This is a genomic window from Escherichia marmotae, assembly GCF_002900365.1.
GTDB lineage: Bacteria > Pseudomonadota > Gammaproteobacteria > Enterobacterales > Enterobacteriaceae > Escherichia > Escherichia marmotae.
Genome location: NZ_CP025979.1, coordinates 22806 through 44561 on the forward strand (window position 1 = coordinate 22806; position 21756 = coordinate 44561).

Below are 21756 nucleotides of genomic sequence, written 5' to 3' on the forward strand. Positions count from 1 at the left end.
GCTATTGTGCATTCGAAACTTACTCTATGTGCGACTTACAGAGGTATTGAATGAAACGTGCAGTGATTACTGGCCTGGGCATTGTTTCCAGCATCGGTAATAACCAGCAGGAAGTCCTGGCATCTCTGCGTGAAGGACGTTCAGGGATCACTTTCTCTCAGGAGCTGAAGGATTCCGGCATGCGTAGCCACGTCTGGGGCAACGTAAAACTGGATACCACTGGCCTCATTGACCGCAAAGTTGTGCGCTTTATGAGCGACGCATCCATCTATGCATTCCTTTCTATGGAGCAGGCAATCGCAGATGCTGGCCTCTCCCCGGAAGCTTACCAGAATAACCCGCGCGTTGGCCTGATTGCAGGTTCTGGCGGCGGTTCCCCGCGTTTCCAGGTGTTCGGTGCTGACGCAATGCGCGGCCCGCGTGGCCTGAAAGCGGTTGGCCCGTATGTGGTCACCAAAGCGATGGCATCTGGCGTTTCTGCCTGCCTCGCCACACCGTTTAAAATCCACGGTGTTAACTACTCCATCAGCTCCGCTTGTGCGACTTCCGCACACTGTATCGGTAACGCAGTCGAGCAGATCCAACTGGGCAAACAAGACATCGTGTTTGCTGGTGGTGGCGAAGAGTTGTGCTGGGAAATGGCGTGCGAATTTGACGCGATGGGCGCGCTGTCTACCAAATACAATGACACCCCGGAAAAAGCCTCCCGTACTTATGACGCTCACCGCGATGGTTTTGTTATCGCTGGCGGCGGCGGTATGGTGGTGGTTGAAGAGCTGGAACACGCGCTGGCTCGTGGTGCTCACATCTACGCTGAAATCGTTGGCTACGGCGCAACGTCTGATGGCGCAGACATGGTTGCTCCGTCTGGCGAGGGCGCGGTTCGCTGCATGAAGATGGCGATGCACGGCGTTGATACCCCAATCGACTACCTGAACTCTCACGGTACTTCGACTCCGGTTGGCGATGTGAAAGAGTTGGCAGCTATCCGGGAAGTGTTCGGTGATAATAGCCCGGCGATTTCTGCAACTAAAGCGATGACCGGTCACTCACTGGGCGCTGCGGGTGTGCAGGAAGCAATCTACTCTCTGCTGATGCTGGAACACGGCTTTATCGCCCCAAGTATTAACATTGAAGAGCTGGACGAGCAGGCTGCGGGACTGAACATCGTAACCGAAACGACCGATCGCGAGCTGACCACCGTTATGTCTAACAGCTTCGGCTTCGGCGGCACCAACGCCACGCTGGTAATGCGTAAGCTGAAAGATTAATTCTGCGACATGTCGGAGTCGGTTGGAGCAGGTCGGATAAGACGCGTAAGCGTCGCATCCGACATTACGCGCCAGCTCCGCATTCGGCAGTAACGCAAAAGGGAGCCTGATGGTTCCCTTTTTCACATCATTGACAATCGCTGTTTGTTCCAGGCAAACTTCTTGCTTTGTCGATTTCCTGCTGAAAATACGTACGCGTTAAACCCTTCCAACGCACTGTAACCCTGAAAACCAGAGAGATAAGACGGGGAAATTCTTCGCCTTGCGCTGCATTCTGGAGTAATGCATGACTGCTGTAAGCCAAACAGAAACACGATCTTCTGCCAATTTTTCGCTTTTTCGCATCGCTTTTGCGGTTTTTTTGACCTACATGACCGTAGGGTTACCTTTGCCGGTGATCCCACTTTTTGTCCATCATGAGCTAGGCTATGGCAACACCATGGTCGGAATTGCCGTTGGCATTCAGTTTCTGGCTACGGTATTAACACGAGGTTATGCCGGACGGCTGGCCGATCAATATGGGGCAAAACGTTCAGCACTTCAGGGCATGTTATCCTGTGGCCTGGCCGGTGGTGCTTTATTGCTGGCTGCGCTTTTACCTGTTTCTGCGCCGATTAAATTTGCCCTGCTGGTCGTCGGGCGTTTGATCCTTGGCTTTGGTGAAAGTCAGTTGCTGACTGGTGCTCTGACCTGGGGATTAGGCATCGTCGGGCCAAAACACTCCGGAAAAGTGATGTCGTGGAATGGGATGGCGATTTACGGCGCACTGGCTGTCGGCGCACCGCTTGGCTTACTGATCCATAGTCATTACGGTTTTGCCGTCCTGGCACTTACGACAATGATACTGCCGTTGCTGGCGTGGGCCTGCAATGGCACGGTGCGCAAAGTACCAGCTCTGGCGGGAGAACGCCCCTCGCTGTGGAGTGTCGTCGGTCTTATCTGGAAGCCTGGGCTGGGCCTGGCGCTTCAGGGCGTGGGCTTTGCGGTTATCGGGACCTTCGTTTCGCTTTACTTTGCCAGCAAAGGATGGGCGATGGCGGGTTTTACGCTCACCGCCTTTGGCGGCGCATTTGTCGTAATGCGCGTAATGTTTGGCTGGATGCCAGACCGTTTTGGTGGCGTAAAAGTGGCGATAGTCTCTCTGCTGGTAGAAACGGCCGGCTTGTTGATGCTCTGGCAGGCACCGGGAGCGTGGGTCGCATTAGCGGGCGCGGCGTTAACCGGGGCTGGGTGTTCGCTTATATTCCCGGCCCTGGGTGTGGAAGTGGTTAAACGCGTTCCTTCCCAGGTGCGCGGCACAGCGCTCGGTGGCTATGCCGCGTTTCAGGATATCGCCCTCGGTGTTTCCGGGCCGCTGGCGGGTGTTCTGGCGACCTCGTTTGGCTACTCTTCGGTATTTCTTGCCGGGGCGATATCGGCGGTGCTGGGGATTATTGTGACGATACTGTCGTTTCGCCGGGGTTAACCCACTAGCCAGATCAACATCACAATGATGACGACGAATAATATCCACAGGCTGGGGCGCATTGACATTTCTTTCATCGTGTCAATTAATGGGGTAAAGGGATTGAGCAGCGGTTGAATATCACGCGGTTCAATGCCTTTCACCCGCCGCTGATAGAGCTGGTTAAGGATATCTTCGGCCTGTGCAGACGTCAGGGCTGATTGTGTTGAAAGCCCATACTTTTGCTCAACATACGTCGATAATACCGTCAACTCGCTTGCATCCAGTGGCTGCTTTAGCGCCATCTGGAGTGACTCCAGCGTCGGAGTGTGTTGCTGACTTAACGCCTGACGAGCCTGTAACCAGGTGACCAGATGGTTAAACAGTTTCGCCGGAATCAACTCGCCATCTTTCACCCCTGAAAGTTCCAGCATCGATTGCCAAATCTGTTTGCTGGGTTCCCCTGTTGCCGCCGCGAGTTTGGTGACCAGTTGCTTGAGCGTATTGTGTTCCGCTGGTAATAAAGGTCGGTCGGTCGCCTGGCGCTGTTGCGGCTGCGGGATAACCATCTTCCCTTCCTGTAGTAGCGTCAGGACGGTTTTTAATTGCTCTGGTGAGAGTTGATTTAGCGGCGTCTGACCAAAGTTATGCCGGATATAATCCGTGACGGCCTGACGATTATTTCCCAGACGTAAATACTCCCCCAATTGGGCCAAAAGTTGGCGGACAGAATAACTTTTTTGCGCAGACAGCAAACGTTGCGCAAGGTTTTGTTCTGCTGCCGGGAAATGGCGTGAAAGCAAAGGTGAATCACCCGGCAGACCGATGTCGTGCTTTATATTGGCCCACAACTCTGCGCTCTGCTGTTGCGTCAGCGAAGTCACTTTGATCATCAAACTTTCCAACGCGGTACGTTGCAAGCTGGATAAAGGCTGATTGCCTGCGCCAGACGACAGGTTATCCCCTTGACCTGGTGGTTGCGCAGGAGGAGGGCCTGAAAGAGGTTGTATCATTACGTATCCTTATACCTGAAATCATCGCAAGTATGCCTGGCCGCGAGATTATGGCACACTTGTCCGGTTAACTCTCGTTCTCATACAGGTAGCACAAACGTGAAAATCCTTGTTGATGAAATAAATGATAATTTAATTTATTGATATAACAGCGTTTATATCATCGAGTGTCCACGCAGTGACCACATTTTCGAGAGGTGGCGAACGCCCGCAATATTGCGGGCTTTGTTTTATTAAAAATTCCTTATCCGATTCTTCATCATTAGAGTGATTGCAATACGATGTATTTCTGTGAAAGGTTGCGGTAAGGATGCAGATTAGTAGTCTTAATGTCTGTTGCTATCTCATTGTATCTATTTATCCTGGATATGATTAATGTTGCTATGGTTTGGGAACAGCCCAGCCCAGGCCATGTTCTTTCACCGTGGTAGTTTGCTTACAATGCGGACATTTTAGATTAACCTGAGTCATCAGAATCCCTTCGATAAAAACGGGGAGTATATCTGATGATCTCCAGTTTGAATATATGGCCAGAAAATCTCATGAAAAAATGTCAATAAATATAACCACATATGGAGCCTTCATCGTAAAAACGCCAAATGCATCAATGCCTTTCAAGATATATCAAGGTGGTGGAGTAAAGAAGGTAGTTTTTAAAAGCCAAGTAATCATGAATGTCTTATATATTACACAGATTGTTTTTCATGAAGTAAAGGGCTTGTTGCATAGGGCAGATGTTACTTGAATTACAATAAGCCCCTGAAATTTCTTATAAAAACATATCTGTAATTATTTTAAGTCATTTTCCTTTTGGATTCTTTCTGAGGCATATTTTAAAACCTCAGGTTTTTTACTAATTGCCTCGGATACGATGTTATCATTATCACGTAATCTTTCTGAGGCATATTGGAGTGTGGTTGCATCCTGTTGTATTGCGTGACGAATAATTTCTTCATTATCAGTTAGTGATTTAGGGAAGTTCTTAAGACAGACAGGGGAAAAAGCTATTATTTGCTTAGCAAGCGATAAGTTTTTTTCTAGTTGATCCTCTATATAGAATATAGCATCACTGTCATTCATCAAAGCACGACTTACAATGCTGAAATCGTTTTTCAACCGCTCAGAAGCATAATACAATACACGGGCATCCTTGATAACGTTGGAGTAAATAAAATCGTAGTTATCTAGCTCTGATGTTGGCACGTATTCTCCAATACCGCCGACATTCATTTTAATGTTATTAATGTTATAATCACCATCTTTTATAAATATGTGCCTTGGAACTTTTAGTTCAGGACGATAAATACCATTAATAATACTATTGAAAGAGTCGTTGTCATTAGCAGACAACAAATTATCCTGGTCTTTCAATGGTAATTCGCGGAATTTTTTAATTAATGATAGAGCAAGGCCTGTTTTAAAATCTTTTACCAGAAACATATTTTCTTTTAATGAGAGTTCCTTAAATGACAAGATGTTGTGTGCTTCTTCACTTATATTACTGATATGGTTTTTTGTGTTTCCAGTTTCACTAAATATTTGTTCCTGAAGACTAATCCATGACACTTGAGAGAAAACTGGCATATTAAAATTTATGGCATACATGGTTTTACCGAAGCGACTGCTCTTTTTTAATCCCCCTGTTCCTGGCTCTATAGCAAAAAAAATAAAATCATCATTACCCAGTGTTTTTATATCTGGACTGGCTGCATGAGATCCCCAAGGCAAGGCTGTATTGCGTTCTTCCAGTTTTTTCTTTGAAAATAAGGTTAATGTGTTTTTTTGATTTATAATATTACCATTCGTAGCATGTGTTGCTGTAAATCCTAATCTGGAAATTCTATCAAAAAATACTATTTCTTTTTCACTTAATGGTGCAAGCTCTTTAGATAACATACTTATATTTTCTGATGATATTTTTTGCATGGTAGCAAACCCCTTTGCATTATTAATGCTTTCTTTCCAAATCTCCCCTTCAGAAAACATATGCGCATACGATTTATCAGAAATCATTTTTCTGAAATTCTTTGTTATAATATTAGAAGCCTGTTCTTTATTTAGAAGGCGAGTTTTCTTTGCTGGAATTTGCTCATTGGTATTTACAACTCTTTTAGCTGGAATGCTTTTTTGCTGGGTGGTTGTACTTGGTTCTGTTGCATTACTTTGGGTGAGAGGAGCGACATAATTACCTGTTACTTTCATGATGCACCTTTACTGATGGTTTGTTGACTGGATGGTATTTAAAAATAGCCTGTTTTGGTTAAGCTATCATTTATAAATGACATAAGGGATTTATATTTAATTAAAAAATTTATAGTTAACTTTCCTTGTTTTCATAGCATACAACAACTCATATGGTACTTAAAATAACATTTTTGAGTGCTGGAAGCACCATATCATAAAAACAGGGATTTCATCGTGAAACAAGAAAACGTTACTCTTTCAGTAGGTTATATCGGCATGGTTAATATAAAACCGAAGGTTTTGTGTTGTTCAATAAAAAACTTTTCTACTGGAACTCAATGATCTAAAGTTGGTAATGCCTCCAATTAGTTGAATTAGGGGTATAATAGTCACTTTTAAGGTTCTTTCATGGTCACAGTTAACCTTCATTGCCCCCGTTGCCAGTCCGTTCAGGTTTACCGTCACGGGAAGAACCCAAAAGGACATGATCGATTTCGCTGCCGTGACTGTCATCGAGTGTTTCAGCTCACTTACCGTTACGAGGCCCGTAAACCGGGAGTTAAAGACCAAATCACTGAAATGGCTTTCAACGGTGCCGGAGTTCGCGATACTGCCCGTACGCTGAAAATCGGCATTAATACAGTCATCCGGACTTTAAAAAACTCTCGCCACGAAGAATAACGTCATCCCCGGTCGCTCATGCTGATATGGCACTCATCTGCGAACTTGATGAGCAATGGAGTTTTGTCGGCAGTAAAGCGCGACAGTACTGGCTCTGGTACGCGTACAACACGAAAACTGGTGGCGTTCTGGCCTACACTTTTGGCCCCCGGACTGATGAAACCTGTCGTGAATTGCTGGCGCTGCTTGCCCCTTTTACCATCGGTATGTTGACCACTGACGAATGGGGTAGTTACACCAGAGAGTTACCGAAGGAGAAGCATCTGACTGGTAAGATTTTTACTCAGCGCATTGAGCGCAACAATCTGACCCTGAGAACCCGAATCAAACGTCTGGCCCGCAGAACTATCTGTTTCTCGCGCTCTGTAGAACTTCATGAAAAAGTCATCGGTGCCTTTATCGAAAAATATATGTTCTACTAATTGGAGTCACCACCAAATGGACTATATTGTCTAGTGACGTAATATTAACGAAATCGCAACTTCAATCTATATCCTTGTGGAATGAGTATAAGAAAAAGTTTGCGGGTAATGATGGGATTTTGGATTTAAAGGAAGAAAAGAAATTGAAGCAGTTTATTAGTAAACAGCTAAATATTCCTGTTAAGGATGTATTTACTCCAGATATTTTTCCTTTAAAGAAAATCGAAGATTAACAAAATAAATAGACGAGACTGAATTAGTATTATTGTAATCTTTAACTGGTACCCTCACTTGTGAGGGCACCAAAAAGAAAACCCGCAGTTTTTACGCTGCGGGTTTCTGCTTTGGGATGTGTATAGGGTGCCTTATCAGTCTTGCCCTGACAACCGATTGACGGGGGAATCTCTTCCCCCGTCGCGGTTTCCTTACTGTTTACACTGTAAGAACGCCGCAAACTCCGCTCCCCAGAAGCTCATCCGTATCTCACACAGCGAACCGTGTAGCATCCAGATGATGAGGATTGCCGTTACGCAGAACGTAATGACCGTAAGCGATTTTTGCGACATAGCGCTTGCTCCTTTTTCGGTGAGGCGCTAACCTATCACTTGTCTAGGGTAGATGGTTAGGGCCTCGGTTAAACAAAAATGTTTTCCGGGGCCTTTCCACATCCGGCCTTCAGGTATTCCCTCCAGCCATCATGATCTTACCCACCAATAGTGGACACAGGACTAAGTGAGTAAACTCTCAACCAGAGGTGACTCATGACAAAACCAGTATCAATCAGCAAGAAGCCCCGTAAACAACATACGCCTGAATTTCGTAACGAAGCCCTGAACCTCGCTGAACGCATCGGTGTGGCCGCCGCAGCCCGTGAACTCAGCCTGTATGAATCTCAGCTTTATGCCTGGCGCAGTAAACAGCAGCAACAAAGGAGTTCGTCAGAGCGCGAAAGCGAACTGGCCGCTGAAAATGTCCGCCTTAAACGACAACTGGCGGAGCAGGCTGAGGAACTGGCCCTCCTCCAAAAGGCCGCGACATACTTCGCGAAGCGCCTGAAATGAAGTATGTCTTCATCGAAAATCATCGGGCGGAGTTCAGCATCAAAGCGATGTGTCGTGTACTTCGGGTTGCCCGCAGCGGCTGGGATGTCTGGCTCAGGCGTCGTCACCAGATGAGCCTGCGCCAACAGTTTCGGCTCACCTGCGATACCGCTGTTCATAAGGCATTCTTTGAGGCAAAGCAGCGATACGGTGCTCCCCGCCTTGCTGACGAACTGCCGGAGTTCAATATTAAAACCATTGCCGCCAGCCTGCGTCGTCAGGGGCTGCGGGCGAAAGCCGGCCGGAAGTTCAGCCCGGTCAGCTACCGTGCACATGGCCTGCCCGTATTGGAGAATCTGCTGGAGCAGGACTTCAGCGCCAGCGGCCCGAACCAGAAGTGGGCGGGTGACATCACGTACTTGCGTACCGATGAGGGCTGGTTGTATCTCGCAGTAGTCATCGACCTGTGGTCACGCGCCGTTATTGGCTGGGCGATGTCACCGCGAATGACAGCACAACTGGCCTGTGATGCACTGCAAATGGCGTTGTGGCGGAGAAGACGCCCGGAAAGCGGCATTGTTCATACGGACCGTGGTGGTCAATACTGTTCAGGGGATTATCAGGCGCTGCTGAAGCGACACAACCTGCGTGGCAGGATGAGTGCGAAAGGCAACTGTTATGACAATGCCTGTGTGGAAAGCTTCTTTCATTCGCTGAAGGTGGAATGTATCCACGGGGAACGCTTTAGCAGCCGGGAAATAATGCGGGCAACGGTGTTTAATTATATCGAGTGTGATTACAATCGCTGGCGTCGTCACAGTGCCTGTGGCGGTCTCAGCCCGGAACAATTTGAAAACCATAATCTCGCTTAGGGCCGTGTCCACATTACGTGGGTAGGATCATGGCTCGTTCAGACGCAGGGCGCGTCCTGATGCCAGTCTTTGAATTCTTTTATTACGCTCGTCAATAATAATTGCGCAACTCAGTAATTGTTCTGATGTCATATTTTCACGATTAATAATGTCTTCCATTTCAGAAATAATGGATATAATTTTGTCTTTATTCAGTTCTTTCATTATTTACAACCTTTTCAGTGAACAAACTCAACAAGGCGAATTCGTGTCGCCTCGTTGAGTTTATCTTTTTGCTACTCAGGAAAAAAAGCCTGAATGTTCTTTTTCATCTGCTGTACGGCGTTGTCGCTCTTCGTTGTCGGTTGTGCCGGTTTTTCTGGCTGAGGTGGCAGTGAAGGTAACCGGATTTCATCGTCTGACCATTCTGCCAGCGAGTACGCCAGTGCGGGGTTGTTTTTGATGAGTGCCAGCCCGGCCAGAAAGGCCGCGCGTTGCGCGCGGCTGCGTTCGGAGGCTGGCAGGCTGTCGAGATAATCACACGCCTGTTGCTCACGCTTGACGATAGCGGGCTTCAGGTAGAAACTTATCCGCCTGGTTGATGTCGTCATTGGTTTACTCCTTGTCCATTGCGTACAGCCCATTAACCAGAGCAAACTGTGGCACCCCGTCCGCGATGAAAGTCGCATTAACTCCGCAGGCTTCGCGGATAGCGGGTGCCACAATCTCCGCCCCGCCACCGACAACCATCACCCGCCCGTAACCCGAAAAACCCGCCAGCGCGCGGATCACGCGTTGTTTCAGTGTTTCTTCCTTTTCACGAATAACCGCCATCAGGCTGGCGTAATGCGCGTCATTGTGGATGTGCTGGCGCAGCCAGGCTTCATCATGGCGATGTTCGATAATGGTACTGGCGATGTGGTGACTGGTACGCATACCGTTAGTGGCCATCACCGACAGTACGGCATCGGCCATCAGAGAAACGCCTACGTGTGGATCGCAAAATACCTGGCTGATACCTGCCAGTTGTCCCTGAACCTTTGCCACATCCAGCGTGGTTCCGCCCAAATCCACAATCAGCAGGGACTCAAACGGACTCATGTCAGCCAGGGCTTGAAAGCCAGCCGGAATGGATTCAGGCATAACCCGTACATTACGGATAGTGAATGCCTCACCGTTCTGGTACTCCACCGGGCGCATAACGTTCGCTTTTTTGCGGTTGATGTTGGTCATATCCGGCTGTGCGTTTGTGTCGAAATACTCGCTCAGTGGCAGGGTGACAACAACATCCACCTCCTGTGGCGTGATGCCTGATTTGACCAGCGCGTGATGAATGGCAATGACATTCACATCGCTGTACTGGTATTGCGTGTCGGTCGTCTGGACAAAGCGATCGCTGACCGGATCAAAACCATAGCGCACGCCATCAAGCATGTAGTTCGCGGGCTGCGTGCCACCGAACGGCGCAGACCATTCCGACTTGAAGCTGTTCGGGCTGATGGCGTTGCGGCGTTCGCCGTTCTCAGTCCATGCCAGCTTGATGTTGGTGGAGCCGTCGTCGATGCAGATTTTCATGTTGATTTTCCTTATGTTGGTTAATTAAACGTTTTCGGGATTCAGAAACCCCGGTTTTGCCTGTTTTGTGCGCATCTCATATATCGCGGCGCGTTTTTTGCTCATTTACGGGGTTTGCAAATCCCGTTTTTGGTTATTTTTTGTTTTCGCTGATTAAACCACCCCGCAGCAGCCCGGCACGGCTGTGGGCGCGTTCCGTGCCGGCGCTGATTTGCTGTGCGTGCTCTGCGTCACGGATGGCGCGCAGCATGTCAGACAGCACGGTGACGGGTGGTTTTGTGCCTGTCTGCTCCCGCCGGAGTACTGCGCCCAGACGTGCGGCGGCTGCCGGGTCTGCTTCCCCGAGCTGCTTCAGGTAAACGGTAACCGGGTTCTGGCGGATCTCCGTGCTGCTTACGCCGTGATTACGGCTCAGGCGCTGCCAGAGCTGCGTAATCCGGCTGTCCGGGCGGGTATCCGGTTTGCGTACAATTTCAAATCCCTGCGGTGCAATGATGCTGCCGTCAACGTACAGGCTGCCGCCCCGTAACAGGTGCTGCATCTGCTGTTCACCGATATGCAGGCCGAGAGATTCGGCAGACTCCCGCCATTCTTTAGCGAGTAACTCGTGGTTATCAGGCAAAGGCCGCGGCTGTTTGCGGCTCTGTGTCCGGTTCTGCATGTCATCACTGCTGTTTTTTGCCTGTTTGTCACAAAGCGAACGCATCAGCGCCCGGCGTTCGTGCTGTTTCAGTGACCTCAGCCAGTCAGTGACACTGACATTCGGTGGCATTTCCGGCCACGGACGCGGTGCCGTGGCCTCATCAGGCTGTTGTGATTTCGTGGTTTCTTTGTTTTCGTTTTGTGTACGGGGACAGTTATTGCCACGAGTCCAAGGGGCGGCAGGGCCGCCCTGAAGGTCAAAATCCTTTTCGCGGGCGCTGTCTTCCGTTTCCGGTTTACGTCTTACCAGCTTCCAGTTATCCGGATGCGTGCACACACGGGAAGACTCCCCGATGAGCGGCGACCAGATCCCGTAAATCTGTACGCCCTGTTCGCCGTAATCGTTCAGCTCATCGGCGAGGTCGTAGGCGGTGCGAATCAGGTAGTCCTTGCGTGGAACAAGTACGCCACCCTGTTTTTCAATGTAGGAGGCAAAACACCCGGCATCAGCGGCAGCGAGTACCGCATCCATTGCCTCGTTCTCCAGACGTTGCGGTCCCTGTGGGTTGCGGGCCATCTGACAGGCAAGGCGGCGCAGTTCACGCCATACCTGACGGGAAGGGATGCCAAAGAACTGGAACTGGCGGACCCGGTGAAGGCGCGCCCAGCCGATGGCGCGTTCCACGCTTTCTGCCATCGTCTTTCCTGATTCGTCGTCGATGCGCGGTTTGCCTGTTTTCGGGTCGATGCCATCCACGGCGCGGCTGTCCAGGTTTTTTCCGATGTAGGTCGCGATGTAGCCGGTCGGCGTGCCTTTTGAGCCGTCGATATACTCCGCCTTAAAGCGAGGGGTGATATCGCTGCCCAGCTCGTGGCGGTCTTCCTGAATGGCAATATCGCGGACGTGGGACACAATGGTGTCGATTTCATCAGGATGTGCAAAGACCAGCATATGCCAGTGCACGGTGCCGTCATGGTGAGGCTCCGCCGTGCGGATACCGTACCAGCGCAGGCCTTCGCGGTTCAGTTTTTTGCGGACTGCGGCAAAGAACGTGTTAACCAGGTAATCGCTGGAATCACGCATGGTGGCCCCGTTCCACTTCGGGTTCGGATGACCGTTATCCGTTGTGGCGTGGTACTTCGAAGGGGTGGTGACAGTCAGAAACACCGCTTTGTCACCGCGGGCTTCGGCCAGAAGTTCCAGCCCCTTTGTGGTGGCCATCATTTCTGCTTTACGGTGGACCGGGTTACTTACTCCCGCGTAATACACCGTCTCGAGATCAATCGTGAACCCGTCTTTATTTTCCAGCATGAAACTTTTCAGGAAATCGCGTGTTTTCTCGCGCTGTGCGCGAAACTCGCTTAACGCGTCCTGGCTCAGATAGGGCGATGTTTTTCTGGAAACCAGACAGGCGGCGCGGAGTTGTTCTTCTCTCCACTCGCAACGTAACAGCCACAGTTTGCGTTTCCACCATTCCGCACAGGTCAGGCGAAGGATTGCGCCCGGCAGCAGCTCCGTGTCCGGTTCGTTCCTCCGGTCTTTATCTGTTGTCAGTGCGTCATAATGTGGAGGCATGGCGTGCAGGTGTAACGCCATGCGGGCCAGCATCTGATACGCCTTCAGGGTTACATCCATGGTCAGCTCGCCATCGGTCGCGCCAAAGCCATCGCAGAGTTTTTCGAAGGTGCTGCTGAACATCGCCGCCGTCATGGTGGCCAGCGTCTGTATCTGGTGCTTGTTAAGCTGCGGCAGGTAAAGCAAATCGTCCAGGCGTTCGCGTCCGGCAAGGGCGCGATAACCCGGTGTCAGCCAGCGGCTGTCGGTGCGGTCCAGACGTTCGAATATTTTGCGCAGGGTTCCGCGCGCGTAGCCCTCTGCTGGTCGACTCTTTTTGCCTTTCTGGCGGTCAGATTCCTGCTTCTTACGTAAAAAAGAGAGGCGGCGGCTCAGGGGTTCACGCAGATAAACAGGTAGTGCCTTTAGTGTGACAAATGCACGGGCCACCGGGTCTTTTTCTGTTACCCGGCGCTTACTGATGATGTTCTATGCCAGCTTTTCACGCTGTCCGGCTTCCTCAAGGGATGCCATGAGTTTTTTACCCATGGCGGATTGTGCGAAAAAGGCTTCTTCCTTCGCTTCCTGTTCTTCCTGTGCCTTTTTGTCCGCCTCAAGGTAGTAACGGATGGCTCGTTGCAGGTCGGTTTCAGTTTCCTGCCTGCGTTCCGTAAATCTGGCCGGATCAATGGCTGGCCGTGGTTCATTCCAGCTCCATGCAAACTCACTCATGGCTGGTATCCCGTCACGCGCTGCCACTCCTGCGAGAAGAGGGCGGAAAGGCGGTTAAATTCAGCGGTGTATTCACTCAGCGAGGCACACCCGCCAGCAGTACGATGCGCCAGTATTGCCGCAAATACGGAGGCCGGGGAGTCGTAATACGCCAGCAGTGATTCTCCATGCGGTGTCAGGCAGTGCAACGCCAGTCCGTGTGGTGTGAAGTCCACGCGGTAGCAGTCGTCTACTGTGAAATAAAGGGTATCCGTATTCTCCGGTTTTGTGGTGCGTGCTCTGTTGTCACGACCACGAATGTAGAGATCAAATAATCCCTGGAGAACGGGAGCCAGACGGGTGTCCTGTGTGCGCACCCATCTTGTGAAGTCATGAGCGTCAATCATGCTGCAATTCTCTTTACTACAGATGTGCGAAGGCCTCCCGCCGCAAGGTGCAGGAAAGGCCCGGAACAGGAATTAATGGAGTTTGTTTTGCTGCTGGATGAGCTGTTGAAGCTCGTGCAGATCATCCGCCAGATAGCTGAAAACAGAGGCGGAATAAATGTTTGATAGTGCGTGGCTGCGCTCATGCAGCATATTGATGTGCATGATTTGCGCGACGCGTGATGCGCGGGAAAGTCTGCGGTTGATTTCAGTCTGGATGTGACGACGCTCCGCGATAGCGCGGTGCTGTTTGCGGTTTGCCATGGTGTGGCCCCTTGTGTAGTAAGTTGTGAAAACTCACCATCCAGAGCTGCGAAACTGTGGGTGGCGAGACGTACGAGGTTCGCAGTACCGGCTACACAAGAACCCGGCCCGACCGAAATCGGCCCCGTACGCCCCGCCATAATTCTGACGCGAAAAAAACGTGGCAATACAGTACGCACAAAAAAACCGCTGGCGCGGTTGTGCGCTTGTGTAGTCAGCAGGCTGCGAAACCCGGCACCCGTTTTGTGAGGTGCAGCGGAAATGTAACCTGACTGATTGCGGCATGGCAAGCGGTTTTTTTGTGTGTGCATGTTCTGGTTTCTTAGTGGTTCAGAAAAAAATCAAAAACCTTGTCAATGCGTTGCAGCAGCTCTTGCTGTATTGCTTCCGGCGTTTCCGGTTCGCTTGGCGCCTCCAACGTCGCGCAGAAATCCTCGATTTCATGACGGAGCGTCAGGCGAATGGCGAGAGGTGTGGTTCTGGCGTGCTCCAGCTCATCCAGCAGCGCCAGCACAGCAGACGGCGAGAGCATTGCGCGAAACGCCAGTAATTTTTGAGGCGTTGCCATTCGTTGCAGGTCAGTCGCCAGTTCGCGTAATTCCTGGTGGTTGATGGCGCTCATGCTCTGGCTTCCTTCAGTAGCTGGTTAAACATGTTGGTAAGTGGATTGCCGCACCCGAACGGCATCGGGTTTATCTGGTAAGAAAAGCGACCGCCTGTTTTGCGCTCTTTTCTTATGACTGAACCGCTGCGCCAGAGTCGGCGTAACTCCGCATTAATGGCTGTGGTTGGGGTATTCAGTGCTGCGGCGATTTCTCCACCGCTACACCCCGGATTGGCGGCGATATAGTCCAGAATGGTCATCTGCGTGACTCCTGTACCTGTCGGATAAGGTTCACCCGCACCACATTCGTGGCGCAGAAGTAAGTGCCGTCAGTGAGATAGATGTGATGTGCATCCTTTTCTGAACGGTGTTTGTCGATTGTGGTAATCAGGCGTTCGTCGACTTCGTATTCACGCCCTCTGGAGGTAAAACGAACGACAGGAAAATGCTTAATTGCCATTACGCCTCCTTGGCGTGTGCGAATACCTCCGCGAATGCGGATTGTTTTTACATTTTCTTATTTAACCTGTGGTTTTATTTGCTCTGTTATTCGCCAGTGAAAAAGCGTTCAATCTTTTTTATTGAATGAATAATTCGCATAATCCCAATGGCGCAGGCCACCGAAATAATCAGAACAAGCCATGAGATAAATATACTCATGCGATATTCCCCAGCTTATACGGTTCAATATGTTCCCCGCATTCTGCGGCACAGATCAGCTCGGAAAGTTCGTTAAGTGCATCCAGAGCATCAGCGTAAAAAGCCACGTCATACAGACTCCGGATTGCCCTGGTCAATGAGTCACGGGCTGCACGTTCAGCATGAGCGCCTGATGCGCTTAAGCGAAAATAAAAACGCTCAAGTGCTTTGTTAATGAGAGTTTTATATTCTTTGCCCATCACAACGCCCTTTAATCTGCTTTCTTAATTTCAACTTCTGAATCCATACAAATAATTTCGATATAGGGTTCATCGCCATTAGCCTGGCGCGCTTTTTCAGCTTTGCTAATGATTTCTCGTACGGTCTGGTACGGAAGTTCCACAAGCAGTCGCGTGCCGTTCAGATAAACGTAAGTGGCTTCGTCGGCTCCGTTTTTACCCGCCGGAGCCACTCCATCAATAGCGGATGTGCGTAATAACAGTTCACCGCGAAAATCAATAAAACGGATAAATACACCTTGTGCATGGTCTTTGGTCATAAAGCACCTGTTATAAATCAGCCTGTTTAATAAAACTTTGTCCGCGAAGCAGACGATCAACCGTGCGTAGTGCTTCGTATAATGTGAAATCCTGCCCGAACTGATTGTCGCCGCTGCTTAGAGCAAAAATGCGGTTTCCAGTAAACGGATTGCGTGGGCATTTGTGGACCACGATTCCAGCTTTCTCAATCAGCCAGGCATGCTCGCCGATTTGTTTTACTGGGTAGCCATCCGGCGTTGCGTGTGTATCACTCAGGCTGTAGCGGATGTTGCTGCGTGATGCACTGGTAGTGAAACGGTTAGCGTGACGTTCAGCACCATTACGAAAGCGTGAATTACGTTGTTGTTTCATGTTAAAGACTCTGTACAGATTTAATTATTCCGGCATAGCGGCCGAACTCAAAATATTTGCGATTAAATCGCATCGCATTGTTTTCACGTTTTGCGGACTGCTGGTTCATTTTCGTTTGCCTCCGCACATGAGAATTACGCCGCTTAAGAGGTAACCGAAGTTAATTGATAGTATTACAATTAACATAAGGTCCAATTTGTCCATGCCACACATAATTACCCTCATTGCAGTAGTTGTGGTTTATCAGGTTTCTCACCCGATAAACCAGATAACAAACGCTATAAACATCGCCCCAATAGCTGCCGGGAAAAGCCCTTTGGTATAAGCGGCGATATATTCAATGCTGAGTTCAATAAAGCGTTCTTCATGTCCCGTTAACTTACGAAACAAATAGATCGCTATTACGCCTATCTCAATAAAAACAAGGGTCAGAATGGCGCTGATGATATGGCTGGTCATTTATGACTAAAGCCCCAGCCACAACAACCATGCATCGCGGCGTTCTTTCGGTTGCTCAAAAAACGCTTTGCGCATGCCTTCGTTAAATGCTGGCAGATATACCCAGTTTTCTGATGCACGCGTCTTTACTGAACCTGGTTTCACAAAGTCAATTGTCGGTAGCTTTGCTGCGTCAATCATGGTTCTGACTGTGGATTCCTTGCGGCCGATCATCTTGGCGAATAGTTGATATGGCACCGCTTCAAGTGGATATGGTGCTACCTGAATGAAGCCCCCAAGCTCTGATTCGCTCATTGTGGTAATCTCCCTAATTCGTTCGAATGGCTCAAAATGGCTTATATCGGCTTATTTGAGTGTTTTTATGTTTGTGCCCGATGTGGCATGTTGTGATGGAGGATATGCCCGATATGGCATCTTTATCAAGCATGGGTGAAAAATTTCGCCTGATTCGTGAAGCAGAAGGTATGACCCGCCAGGAGTTTGCGGATTGTGTTGGGTTGCCTTATGGGACGGTAACTAACTATGAGGTGAGGGGGAAGCAAGTAACAGAGGGTGCCTTACTTAAGGTTACGAAACACCCTAAATTTAAGAAATATGCTTATTGGTTATCAACAGATGAAACGATGCCGGAGGTTGGGCAAATTTCTCCGGCTCTCTCTCTTGATGGTTCCTGCAATTCGGAGGGAGATCGTGTTTCAACCGAAACAATCCAAAAATTATCCCGCTGAGGCCAGAAAACTGGTTAGACCTGCTTTTTGTCTGGTCTGATTATTGCTGGAAAGAGGCTGGAGAAATTGTAGAGCGGTTCATTGGAGGGCTTCGCAATGTCGATTAAGAAGCTCGAAGATGGTCGTTATTTGCTGGACATCAGGCCGAACGGACGCAAGGGAAAGCGCGTGCGTAAGGTATTTGACAAAAAATCGGTAGCGGTGGCCACTGAACGCTACATCATGGCGAACGCTGAAAAGCGGGAATATATACAGGGCTACCGTGATCGTCGAACGCTAAATGATTTGCTTGAGTTGTGGTGGATGTATCACGGCCAGCACAGGCGTAAGGCGTAAGGCGGAAGAAGACCGAAAACAACTGCGCAACATAATCAATGAGCTTGGCGCTGATATGCAGGCTGTGGATCTTGATAAGCTAAAAATTATCGCGTGGCGTTCTCAAAAGATAGCTGATGGATTGAAACCGTCATCTGCTAACAGATACATGAATCGGTTATCCGGAATGTTTACCGTACTGAAGAAAATAGGCCTCTGGGATGCAGAACATCCGGTAAGGGGAATTTCTATTCTTTATGTATCTCCACGAGAAATGGCTTTCCTGTCCCAGAAGGAAGTGGCGTTATTGCTCGATACACTGGAGGGCGATTACTGGCGTGTTGCGCTTTTGTGTTTAAGCACAGGGGCGCGCTGGAGTGAAGCCTGTAAGCTTCGTGGTGAACAGATAGTTCATAACCGTGTAACGTTTCTTGAAACCAAAAATGGCCGAAAGAGAACAGTGCCAATTTCGCAGGCAGTTTGTGAGGCGATCAAAACCAGAGAAACAGGCGGCTTGTTTGAGGTGAAGTACCGGGAATTCTGCTTGGCGCTGAAAAGAGTTAAGCCCGATTTGCCAAAAGGCCAGGCTGCACATGTGCTGTGGCATACGTTCGCCAGCCATTTTGTGATGAACGGAGGAAACATTATTGCGCTTCAGAAGATTCTTGGCCACGCAACCATTCAGCAAACAATGGCATATGCACATTTTGCACCGGATTACCTGCAGGATGCGGTGGCCCTTAATCCGCTGAAAGGTGGCGTGAGTGTCCACGCAGTGTCCACGGGGGATTAATTTTATATAGCCTGAAATGGCTTAAAGGGCGATACTGAATAACAATTTTTCAGTATTGCCCGTCTAAATGGTTATGTTGTTATCTGTATGATTATGAATGTTTTTTCAGATTAAACAGCAGTTTGCAAATGGGCGTTTGTTAATAAAGGAGCCTTAGATTGTCAGAGACTGAAAAAGGGTTAAAAATCCTTGTTGATGAAAATATGCCTTATGCCCGCGAATTATTTAGCCGTTTGGGTGAGGTGAAAGCGGTTCCGGGGCGTCCAATTCCAGTCGCAGAACTGGATGGCGCGGATGCGTTGATGGTGCGTTCGGTCACGAAAGTGAACGCGTCGCTGCTGACGGGGAAATCAGTAAAATTTGTTGGCACCGCCACTGCGGGGACCGACCATGTTGATGAGGCATGGTTGCAGCAGGCAGGGATCGGTTTTTCTGCCGCACCTGGCTGCAATGCGATTGCGGTAGTGGAATATGTTTTCTCGTCGTTGCTAATGCTTGCCGAACGCGATGGATTTTCACTGCATGACCGTACCGTGGGGATCGTGGGAGTTGGTAACGTTGGTCGTCGATTACAGGCGCGGCTGGAGGCGTTGGGAATTAAAACCTTGCTTTGCGATCCGCCACGCGCCGATCGTGGGGATGAGGGAGATTTCCGTTCTCTTGATGAGCTGGTTCAGCACGCGGATATTCTGACGTTCCATACGCCACTCTTTAAAGATGGTCCGTACAAAACGCGGCATCTGGCGGATGAAAAACTGATCCGCAGCCTGAAGCCGGGGACGATTCTGATTAACGCTTGCCGTGGCGCAGTCGTCGATAATACCGCACTGCTGACCTGTCTGAATGAAGGCCAGAAGTTAAGCGTGGTGCTGGACGTCTGGGAGGGCGAGCCAGAACTCAACGTCGAGCTGCTGCAAAAAGTGGATATCGGCACGCCGCATATCGCGGGCTATACCCTCGAAGGTAAAGCGCGTGGCACCACGCAAGTGTTTGAGGCTTATAGCAAGTTTATTGGTCGTGAACAGCACATCGCGCTGGATACCTTATTGCCAACACCAGAATTTGGCCGTATTACGCTGCATGGCTCGCTCGATCAGCCAACGCTAAAAAGGCTGGTGCATTTGGTGTATGATGTGCGCCGCGATGACGCACCGCTGCGTAAAGTCGCCGGGATACCGGGTGAGTTCGATAAACTGCGCAAAAATTACCTTGAACGCCGTGAATGGTCGTCTCTGTATGTGATTTGCGATGACGCCAACGCGGCGGCATTACTGTGTAAATTGGGTTTTAACGCCGTTCATCATCCGGCACGTTAATCTCTTCTTCATGCTCTCTGCTGTAATATCGGCAGGGAGTTTTGCTATTTCTGGAGTAAACCACCATGTCTGAAGGCTGGAACATTGCTGTCCTGGGCGCAACTGGCGCTGTGGGCGAAGCCCTGATTGAAACGCTGGCTGAACGTCAGTTCCCGGTTGGGGAAATTTATGCACTGGCACGTAACGAAAGCGCAGGTGAACATCTGCGTTTTGGTGGTAAGACAATCACCGTGCAGGATGCTGCCGATTTTGACTGGACGCAGGCGCAACTGGCGTTTTTTGTTGCAGGTAAAGAAGCTACCGCCGCCTGGGTTGAAGAAGCCACTAACGCGGGATGTCTGGTCATTGATAGCAGCGGCCTGTTTGCTCTCGAACCTGATGTTCCGCTGGTGGTGCCGGACGTGAATCCGTTTGTACTGGCGGACTACCGTAACCGTAACGTTATTGCTGTTCCTGATAGCCTGACCAGCCAGTTACTGGCTGCACTGAAACCGTTAATCGATCAGGGCGGTTTGTCGCGCATCAGCGTTACCAGCCTGATTTCTGCCTCCGCTCAGGGCAAAAAAGCGGTGGATGCATTAGCCGGGCAGAGCGCGAAATTGCTCAACGGTATTCCGATTGATGAAGATGATTTCTTTGGTCGTCAGTTGGCGTTTAATATGCTGCCCTTGCTACCGGATCGCGAAGGTAACGTACGCGAAGAGCGCCGTATTGTCGATGAAGTGCGCAAAATTATGCAGGACGAAGGGCTGATGATTTCGGCTAGTGTCGTTCAGGCACCGGTATTTTACGGTCATGCTCAGATGGTCAACTTCGAAGCATTACGTCCGCTGGCGGCAGAAGAAGCGCGTGATGCGTTTTCCCAAAGCGAAGATATTGTGCTTTCTGAAGAGAATGAATTCCCAACGCAGGTGGGCGATGCGTCTGGTTCTCCGCATCTTTCTGTCGGCTGTGTTCGTAATGACTATGGTATGCCAGAGCAAATCCAGTTCTGGTCGGTGGCCGACAATGTCCGTTTTGGGGGGGCACTGATGGCGGTGAAGATCGCTGAAAAACTGGTGCAGGAGTACCTGTACTAATGTCCGACCAGCAACAACCGCCAGTTTATAAAATTGCGCTGGGTATTGAGTACGACGGCAGCAGATATTACGGCTGGCAACGGCAGAATGAAGTCCGCAGTGTGCAGGAAAAGCTGGAAAAGGCGCTCTCGCAGGTAGCGAACGAACCCATCACCGTGTTCTGTGCCGGGCGAACCGACGCAGGGGTACACGGCACCGGGCAGGTAGTGCATTTTGAAACCACCGCGTTACGCAAAGACGCTGCGTGGACGTTAGGCGTAAATGCGAATTTACCTGGTGACATCGCCGTGCGTTGGGTTAAAGCTGTACCCGATGATTTTCACGCCCGATTTAGCGCTACGGCTCGCCGTTATCGCTACATCATCTACAATCATCGACTGCGTCCGGCGGTACTGAGTAAAGGTGTTACCCACTTTTACGAACCGCTGGATGCCGAACGGATGCATCGGGCGGCACAATGCCTGTTGGGCGAGAATGATTTCACCTCGTTCCGCGCGGTGCAGTGTCAGTCCCGAACGCCGTGGCGTAACGTTATGCATATCAACGTCACGCGTCACGGTCCCTATGTGGTGGTAGATATCAAAGCGAATGCCTTTGTACATCATATGGTGAGGAATATTGTCGGCAGCCTGATGGAAGTGGGTGCCCACAACCAGCCGGAGAGCTGGATAGCAGAGCTGTTGGCGGCTAAGGACAGGACGCAGGCGGCAGCAACGGCGAAAGCGGAAGGGTTGTATCTGGTCGCGGTGGATTACCCGGACAGATTCGATCTTCCAAAGCCGCCAATGGGCCCGCTCTTTCTGGCGGACTAAT

Annotated in this window: 27 protein-coding genes and 2 pseudogenes; 10 read left to right on the plus strand and 19 right to left on the minus strand. The window is 50.0% G+C overall.

Annotated features, from left to right (window positions below; genetic code table 11):
- Nucleotides 1-50: 50 nt before the first annotated feature.
- Together fabB and C1192_RS00130 are read left to right on the plus strand one after the other, a co-directional pair.
- Nucleotides 51-1271 (plus strand): beta-ketoacyl-ACP synthase I, encoded by a 1221-nt coding sequence (gene fabB / locus C1192_RS00125; protein ID WP_000817180.1) that lies wholly within the window; start codon nt 51-53, stop codon nt 1269-1271.
- 286 nt (nt 1272-1557) lie between these two features.
- Nucleotides 1558-2736 (plus strand): MFS transporter, encoded by a 1179-nt coding sequence (locus tag C1192_RS00130; RefSeq protein WP_000127795.1) that lies wholly within the window; start codon nt 1558-1560, stop codon nt 2734-2736.
- On the opposite strand, the gene flk is transcribed toward C1192_RS00130, so the two are convergent.
- Together flk and C1192_RS00150 are read right to left on the minus strand one after the other, a co-directional pair.
- On the minus strand, nt 2733-3728 hold the full coding sequence (flk, locus tag C1192_RS00135) for a flagella biosynthesis regulator Flk (protein WP_000615850.1): 996 nt from the start codon (nt 3726-3728) through the stop codon (nt 2733-2735). The genes C1192_RS00130 and flk overlap by 4 nt on opposite strands.
- Before the next feature lie 789 nt (nt 3729-4517).
- Nucleotides 4518-5930 carry a DUF4116 domain-containing protein gene (locus tag C1192_RS00150; RefSeq protein ID WP_072041620.1) on the minus strand — a complete coding sequence of 471 codons (1413 nt, stop codon included), beginning with the start codon at nt 5928-5930 and terminating at the stop codon, nt 4518-4520.
- A gap of 390 nt (nt 5931-6320) precedes the next feature.
- Here C1192_RS00150 and C1192_RS00160 point away from each other — a divergent pair.
- A protein-coding gene (locus C1192_RS00160; protein WP_103194758.1) for an IS1 family transposase occupies nt 6321-7015 on the plus strand; the annotation gives its coding sequence in 2 pieces (ribosomal slippage) (nt 6321-6567 and nt 6567-7015; 696 coding nt in all).
- 26 nt (nt 7016-7041) lie between these two features.
- The gene (locus C1192_RS00165) at nt 7042-7248 is read left to right on the plus strand and encodes a DUF4875 domain-containing protein (protein WP_038354888.1); all 207 of its coding nucleotides are present in this window, start codon (nt 7042-7044) and stop codon (nt 7246-7248) included.
- A gap of 192 nt (nt 7249-7440) precedes the next feature.
- Here the strand turns inward: C1192_RS00165 and C1192_RS00170 are convergent, their stop codons facing one another.
- Nucleotides 7441-7581 (minus strand): Hok/Gef family protein, encoded by a 141-nt coding sequence (locus C1192_RS00170; RefSeq protein WP_038354889.1) that lies wholly within the window; start codon nt 7579-7581, stop codon nt 7441-7443.
- Nucleotides 7582-7776: 195 nt separating this feature from the next.
- On the opposite strand from C1192_RS00170, the gene C1192_RS00175 reads away from it, so the two are divergent.
- A protein-coding gene (locus tag C1192_RS00175; protein ID WP_103194759.1) for an IS3 family transposase occupies nt 7777-8927 on the plus strand; the annotation gives its coding sequence in 2 pieces (ribosomal slippage) (nt 7777-8038 and nt 8038-8927; 1152 coding nt in all).
- A 27-nt stretch (nt 8928-8954) separates the two neighbouring features.
- On the opposite strand, the gene C1192_RS25010 is transcribed toward C1192_RS00175, so the two are convergent.
- The 16 genes and pseudogenes from C1192_RS25010 to C1192_RS00250 all read right to left on the minus strand — a co-directional run bounded on the left by C1192_RS25010 (nt 8955) and on the right by C1192_RS00250 (nt 17006).
- Nucleotides 8955-9131, minus strand: a complete 177-nt coding sequence (locus C1192_RS25010; protein WP_154663954.1) for a hypothetical protein — start codon at nt 9129-9131, stop codon at nt 8955-8957.
- A 71-nt stretch (nt 9132-9202) separates the two neighbouring features.
- Nucleotides 9203-9517 carry a plasmid partitioning/stability family protein gene (locus tag C1192_RS00180; RefSeq protein ID WP_038354589.1) on the minus strand — a complete coding sequence of 105 codons (315 nt, stop codon included), beginning with the start codon at nt 9515-9517 and terminating at the stop codon, nt 9203-9205.
- 4 nt (nt 9518-9521) lie between these two features.
- Nucleotides 9522-10481: a plasmid segregation protein ParM gene (locus C1192_RS00185; protein WP_038354590.1), complete on the minus strand. Its 960-nt coding sequence runs from the start codon at nt 10479-10481 to the stop codon at nt 9522-9524.
- Between the two features lie 133 nt (nt 10482-10614).
- Nucleotides 10615-13107: pseudogene (locus C1192_RS00190) on the minus strand (replication endonuclease); the annotation flags it as partial.
- A gap of 60 nt (nt 13108-13167) precedes the next feature.
- Nucleotides 13168-13410 carry a hypothetical protein gene (locus tag C1192_RS25990; protein ID WP_101958033.1) on the minus strand — a complete coding sequence of 81 codons (243 nt, stop codon included), beginning with the start codon at nt 13408-13410 and terminating at the stop codon, nt 13168-13170.
- Entirely contained in the window at nt 13407-13796 is a 390-nt protein-coding gene (locus C1192_RS00200; protein ID WP_038354591.1) for a hypothetical protein, read from the minus strand. Before C1192_RS00200 ends, C1192_RS25990 begins: the two co-directional genes overlap by 4 nt.
- 72 nt (nt 13797-13868) lie before the next feature.
- Nucleotides 13869-14099 carry a derepression protein gene (locus C1192_RS25545; RefSeq protein WP_000013455.1) on the minus strand — a complete coding sequence of 77 codons (231 nt, stop codon included), beginning with the start codon at nt 14097-14099 and terminating at the stop codon, nt 13869-13871.
- A gap of 322 nt (nt 14100-14421) precedes the next feature.
- A complete protein-coding gene (locus C1192_RS00215) occupies nt 14422-14721 on the minus strand; it encodes a hypothetical protein (RefSeq protein ID WP_038354592.1) in 300 nt (99 codons plus the stop codon).
- The gene (locus C1192_RS00220) at nt 14718-14963 is read right to left on the minus strand and encodes a MarR family transcriptional regulator (protein ID WP_000153674.1); all 246 of its coding nucleotides are present in this window, start codon (nt 14961-14963) and stop codon (nt 14718-14720) included. Before C1192_RS00220 ends, C1192_RS00215 begins: the two co-directional genes overlap by 4 nt.
- Nucleotides 14960-15163 (minus strand): hypothetical protein, encoded by a 204-nt coding sequence (locus C1192_RS00225; RefSeq protein ID WP_000985161.1) that lies wholly within the window; start codon nt 15161-15163, stop codon nt 14960-14962. Before C1192_RS00225 ends, C1192_RS00220 begins: the two co-directional genes overlap by 4 nt.
- An 86-nt stretch (nt 15164-15249) precedes the next feature.
- Nucleotides 15250-15363: a hypothetical protein gene (locus C1192_RS25020; RefSeq protein ID WP_000021652.1), complete on the minus strand. Its 114-nt coding sequence runs from the start codon at nt 15361-15363 to the stop codon at nt 15250-15252.
- Nucleotides 15360-15602, minus strand: coding sequence for a DUF4754 family protein (locus tag C1192_RS00230; RefSeq protein WP_038354593.1), 243 nt, complete (start codon nt 15600-15602; stop codon nt 15360-15362). Before C1192_RS00230 ends, C1192_RS25020 begins: the two co-directional genes overlap by 4 nt.
- An 11-nt stretch (nt 15603-15613) precedes the next feature.
- The gene (locus C1192_RS00235; RefSeq protein WP_038354594.1) at nt 15614-15901 is read right to left on the minus strand and encodes a hypothetical protein; all 288 of its coding nucleotides are present in this window, start codon (nt 15899-15901) and stop codon (nt 15614-15616) included.
- Nucleotides 15902-15911: 10 nt separating this feature from the next.
- Nucleotides 15912-16253, minus strand: a complete 342-nt coding sequence (locus tag C1192_RS00240) for a DUF4761 family protein (RefSeq protein ID WP_038354595.1) — start codon at nt 16251-16253, stop codon at nt 15912-15914.
- A 252-nt stretch (nt 16254-16505) separates the two neighbouring features.
- A complete protein-coding gene (locus C1192_RS00245; protein ID WP_000200501.1) occupies nt 16506-16712 on the minus strand; it encodes a hypothetical protein in 207 nt (68 codons plus the stop codon).
- 6 nt (nt 16713-16718) lie between these two features.
- Nucleotides 16719-17006, minus strand: a complete 288-nt coding sequence (locus C1192_RS00250; RefSeq protein WP_000004249.1) for a Cox family DNA-binding protein — start codon at nt 17004-17006, stop codon at nt 16719-16721.
- A 113-nt stretch (nt 17007-17119) separates the two neighbouring features.
- Between C1192_RS00250 and C1192_RS00255 the strand changes: the two genes are divergently transcribed.
- The 5 genes and pseudogenes from C1192_RS00255 to truA all read left to right on the plus strand — a co-directional run bounded on the left by C1192_RS00255 (nt 17120) and on the right by truA (nt 21755).
- Complete coding sequence (locus tag C1192_RS00255; RefSeq protein ID WP_001390705.1) at nt 17120-17440, plus strand: helix-turn-helix domain-containing protein; 321 nt, start codon at nt 17120-17122, stop codon at nt 17438-17440.
- Between the two features lie 96 nt (nt 17441-17536).
- Nucleotides 17537-18548, plus strand: a pseudogene (locus tag C1192_RS00260) (phage integrase).
- Between the two features lie 203 nt (nt 18549-18751).
- Entirely contained in the window at nt 18752-19864 is a 1113-nt protein-coding gene (pdxB, locus tag C1192_RS00265; RefSeq protein ID WP_038354607.1) for a 4-phosphoerythronate dehydrogenase PdxB, read from the plus strand.
- 65 nt (nt 19865-19929) lie between these two features.
- Nucleotides 19930-20943, plus strand: coding sequence for an aspartate-semialdehyde dehydrogenase (locus C1192_RS00270; protein ID WP_001289148.1), 1014 nt, complete (start codon nt 19930-19932; stop codon nt 20941-20943).
- Complete coding sequence (truA, locus tag C1192_RS00275; RefSeq protein WP_038354596.1) at nt 20943-21755, plus strand: tRNA pseudouridine(38-40) synthase TruA; 813 nt, start codon at nt 20943-20945, stop codon at nt 21753-21755. The genes C1192_RS00270 and truA overlap by 1 nt, the downstream gene beginning before the upstream one ends.
- The last annotated feature ends 1 nt before the right edge of the window (nt 21756 follow it).

Excerpts from the sequence above, each read along its gene's own strand:
- C1192_RS00270 (WP_001289148.1), top strand. The coding sequence starts at position 19,930 with ATGTCTGAAGGCTGGAACATTGCTGTCCTGGGCGCAACTGGCGCTGTG.
- C1192_RS25020 (WP_000021652.1), bottom strand. The coding sequence starts at position 15,363 with ATGAGTATATTTATCTCATGGCTTGTTCTGATTATTTCGGTGGCCTGC.
- pdxB (WP_038354607.1), top strand. The coding sequence starts at position 18,752 with ATGCCTTATGCCCGCGAATTATTTAGCCGTTTGGGTGAGGTGAAAGCG.
- C1192_RS00220 (WP_000153674.1), bottom strand. The coding sequence starts at position 14,963 with ATGACCATTCTGGACTATATCGCCGCCAATCCGGGGTGTAGCGGTGGA.
- C1192_RS00130 (WP_000127795.1), top strand. The coding sequence starts at position 1,558 with ATGACTGCTGTAAGCCAAACAGAAACACGATCTTCTGCCAATTTTTCG.
- C1192_RS25545 (WP_000013455.1), bottom strand. The coding sequence starts at position 14,099 with ATGGCAAACCGCAAACAGCACCGCGCTATCGCGGAGCGTCGTCACATC.
- C1192_RS00230 (WP_038354593.1), bottom strand. The coding sequence starts at position 15,602 with ATGGGCAAAGAATATAAAACTCTCATTAACAAAGCACTTGAGCGTTTT.
- fabB (WP_000817180.1), top strand. The coding sequence starts at position 51 with ATGAAACGTGCAGTGATTACTGGCCTGGGCATTGTTTCCAGCATCGGT.
- C1192_RS00200 (WP_038354591.1), bottom strand. The coding sequence starts at position 13,796 with ATGATTGACGCTCATGACTTCACAAGATGGGTGCGCACACAGGACACC.
- C1192_RS00170 (WP_038354889.1), bottom strand. The coding sequence starts at position 7,581 with ATGTCGCAAAAATCGCTTACGGTCATTACGTTCTGCGTAACGGCAATC.
- C1192_RS25010 (WP_154663954.1), bottom strand. The coding sequence starts at position 9,131 with ATGAAAGAACTGAATAAAGACAAAATTATATCCATTATTTCTGAAATG.
- C1192_RS00255 (WP_001390705.1), top strand. The coding sequence starts at position 17,120 with ATGGCATCTTTATCAAGCATGGGTGAAAAATTTCGCCTGATTCGTGAA.
- C1192_RS00215 (WP_038354592.1), bottom strand. The coding sequence starts at position 14,721 with ATGAGCGCCATCAACCACCAGGAATTACGCGAACTGGCGACTGACCTG.
- C1192_RS00185 (WP_038354590.1), bottom strand. The coding sequence starts at position 10,481 with ATGAAAATCTGCATCGACGACGGCTCCACCAACATCAAGCTGGCATGG.
- truA (WP_038354596.1), top strand. The coding sequence starts at position 20,943 with ATGTCCGACCAGCAACAACCGCCAGTTTATAAAATTGCGCTGGGTATT.
- C1192_RS00225 (WP_000985161.1), bottom strand. The coding sequence starts at position 15,163 with ATGGCAATTAAGCATTTTCCTGTCGTTCGTTTTACCTCCAGAGGGCGT.
- C1192_RS00180 (WP_038354589.1), bottom strand. The coding sequence starts at position 9,517 with ATGACGACATCAACCAGGCGGATAAGTTTCTACCTGAAGCCCGCTATC.
- C1192_RS00235 (WP_038354594.1), bottom strand. The coding sequence starts at position 15,901 with ATGACCAAAGACCATGCACAAGGTGTATTTATCCGTTTTATTGATTTT.
- C1192_RS00150 (WP_072041620.1), bottom strand. The coding sequence starts at position 5,930 with ATGAAAGTAACAGGTAATTATGTCGCTCCTCTCACCCAAAGTAATGCA.
- C1192_RS00240 (WP_038354595.1), bottom strand. The coding sequence starts at position 16,253 with ATGAAACAACAACGTAATTCACGCTTTCGTAATGGTGCTGAACGTCAC.
- C1192_RS00250 (WP_000004249.1), bottom strand. The coding sequence starts at position 17,006 with ATGAGCGAATCAGAGCTTGGGGGCTTCATTCAGGTAGCACCATATCCA.
- flk (WP_000615850.1), bottom strand. The coding sequence starts at position 3,728 with ATGATACAACCTCTTTCAGGCCCTCCTCCTGCGCAACCACCAGGTCAA.
- C1192_RS00245 (WP_000200501.1), bottom strand. The coding sequence starts at position 16,712 with ATGACCAGCCATATCATCAGCGCCATTCTGACCCTTGTTTTTATTGAG.
- C1192_RS25990 (WP_101958033.1), bottom strand. The coding sequence starts at position 13,410 with ATGAGTGAGTTTGCATGGAGCTGGAATGAACCACGGCCAGCCATTGAT.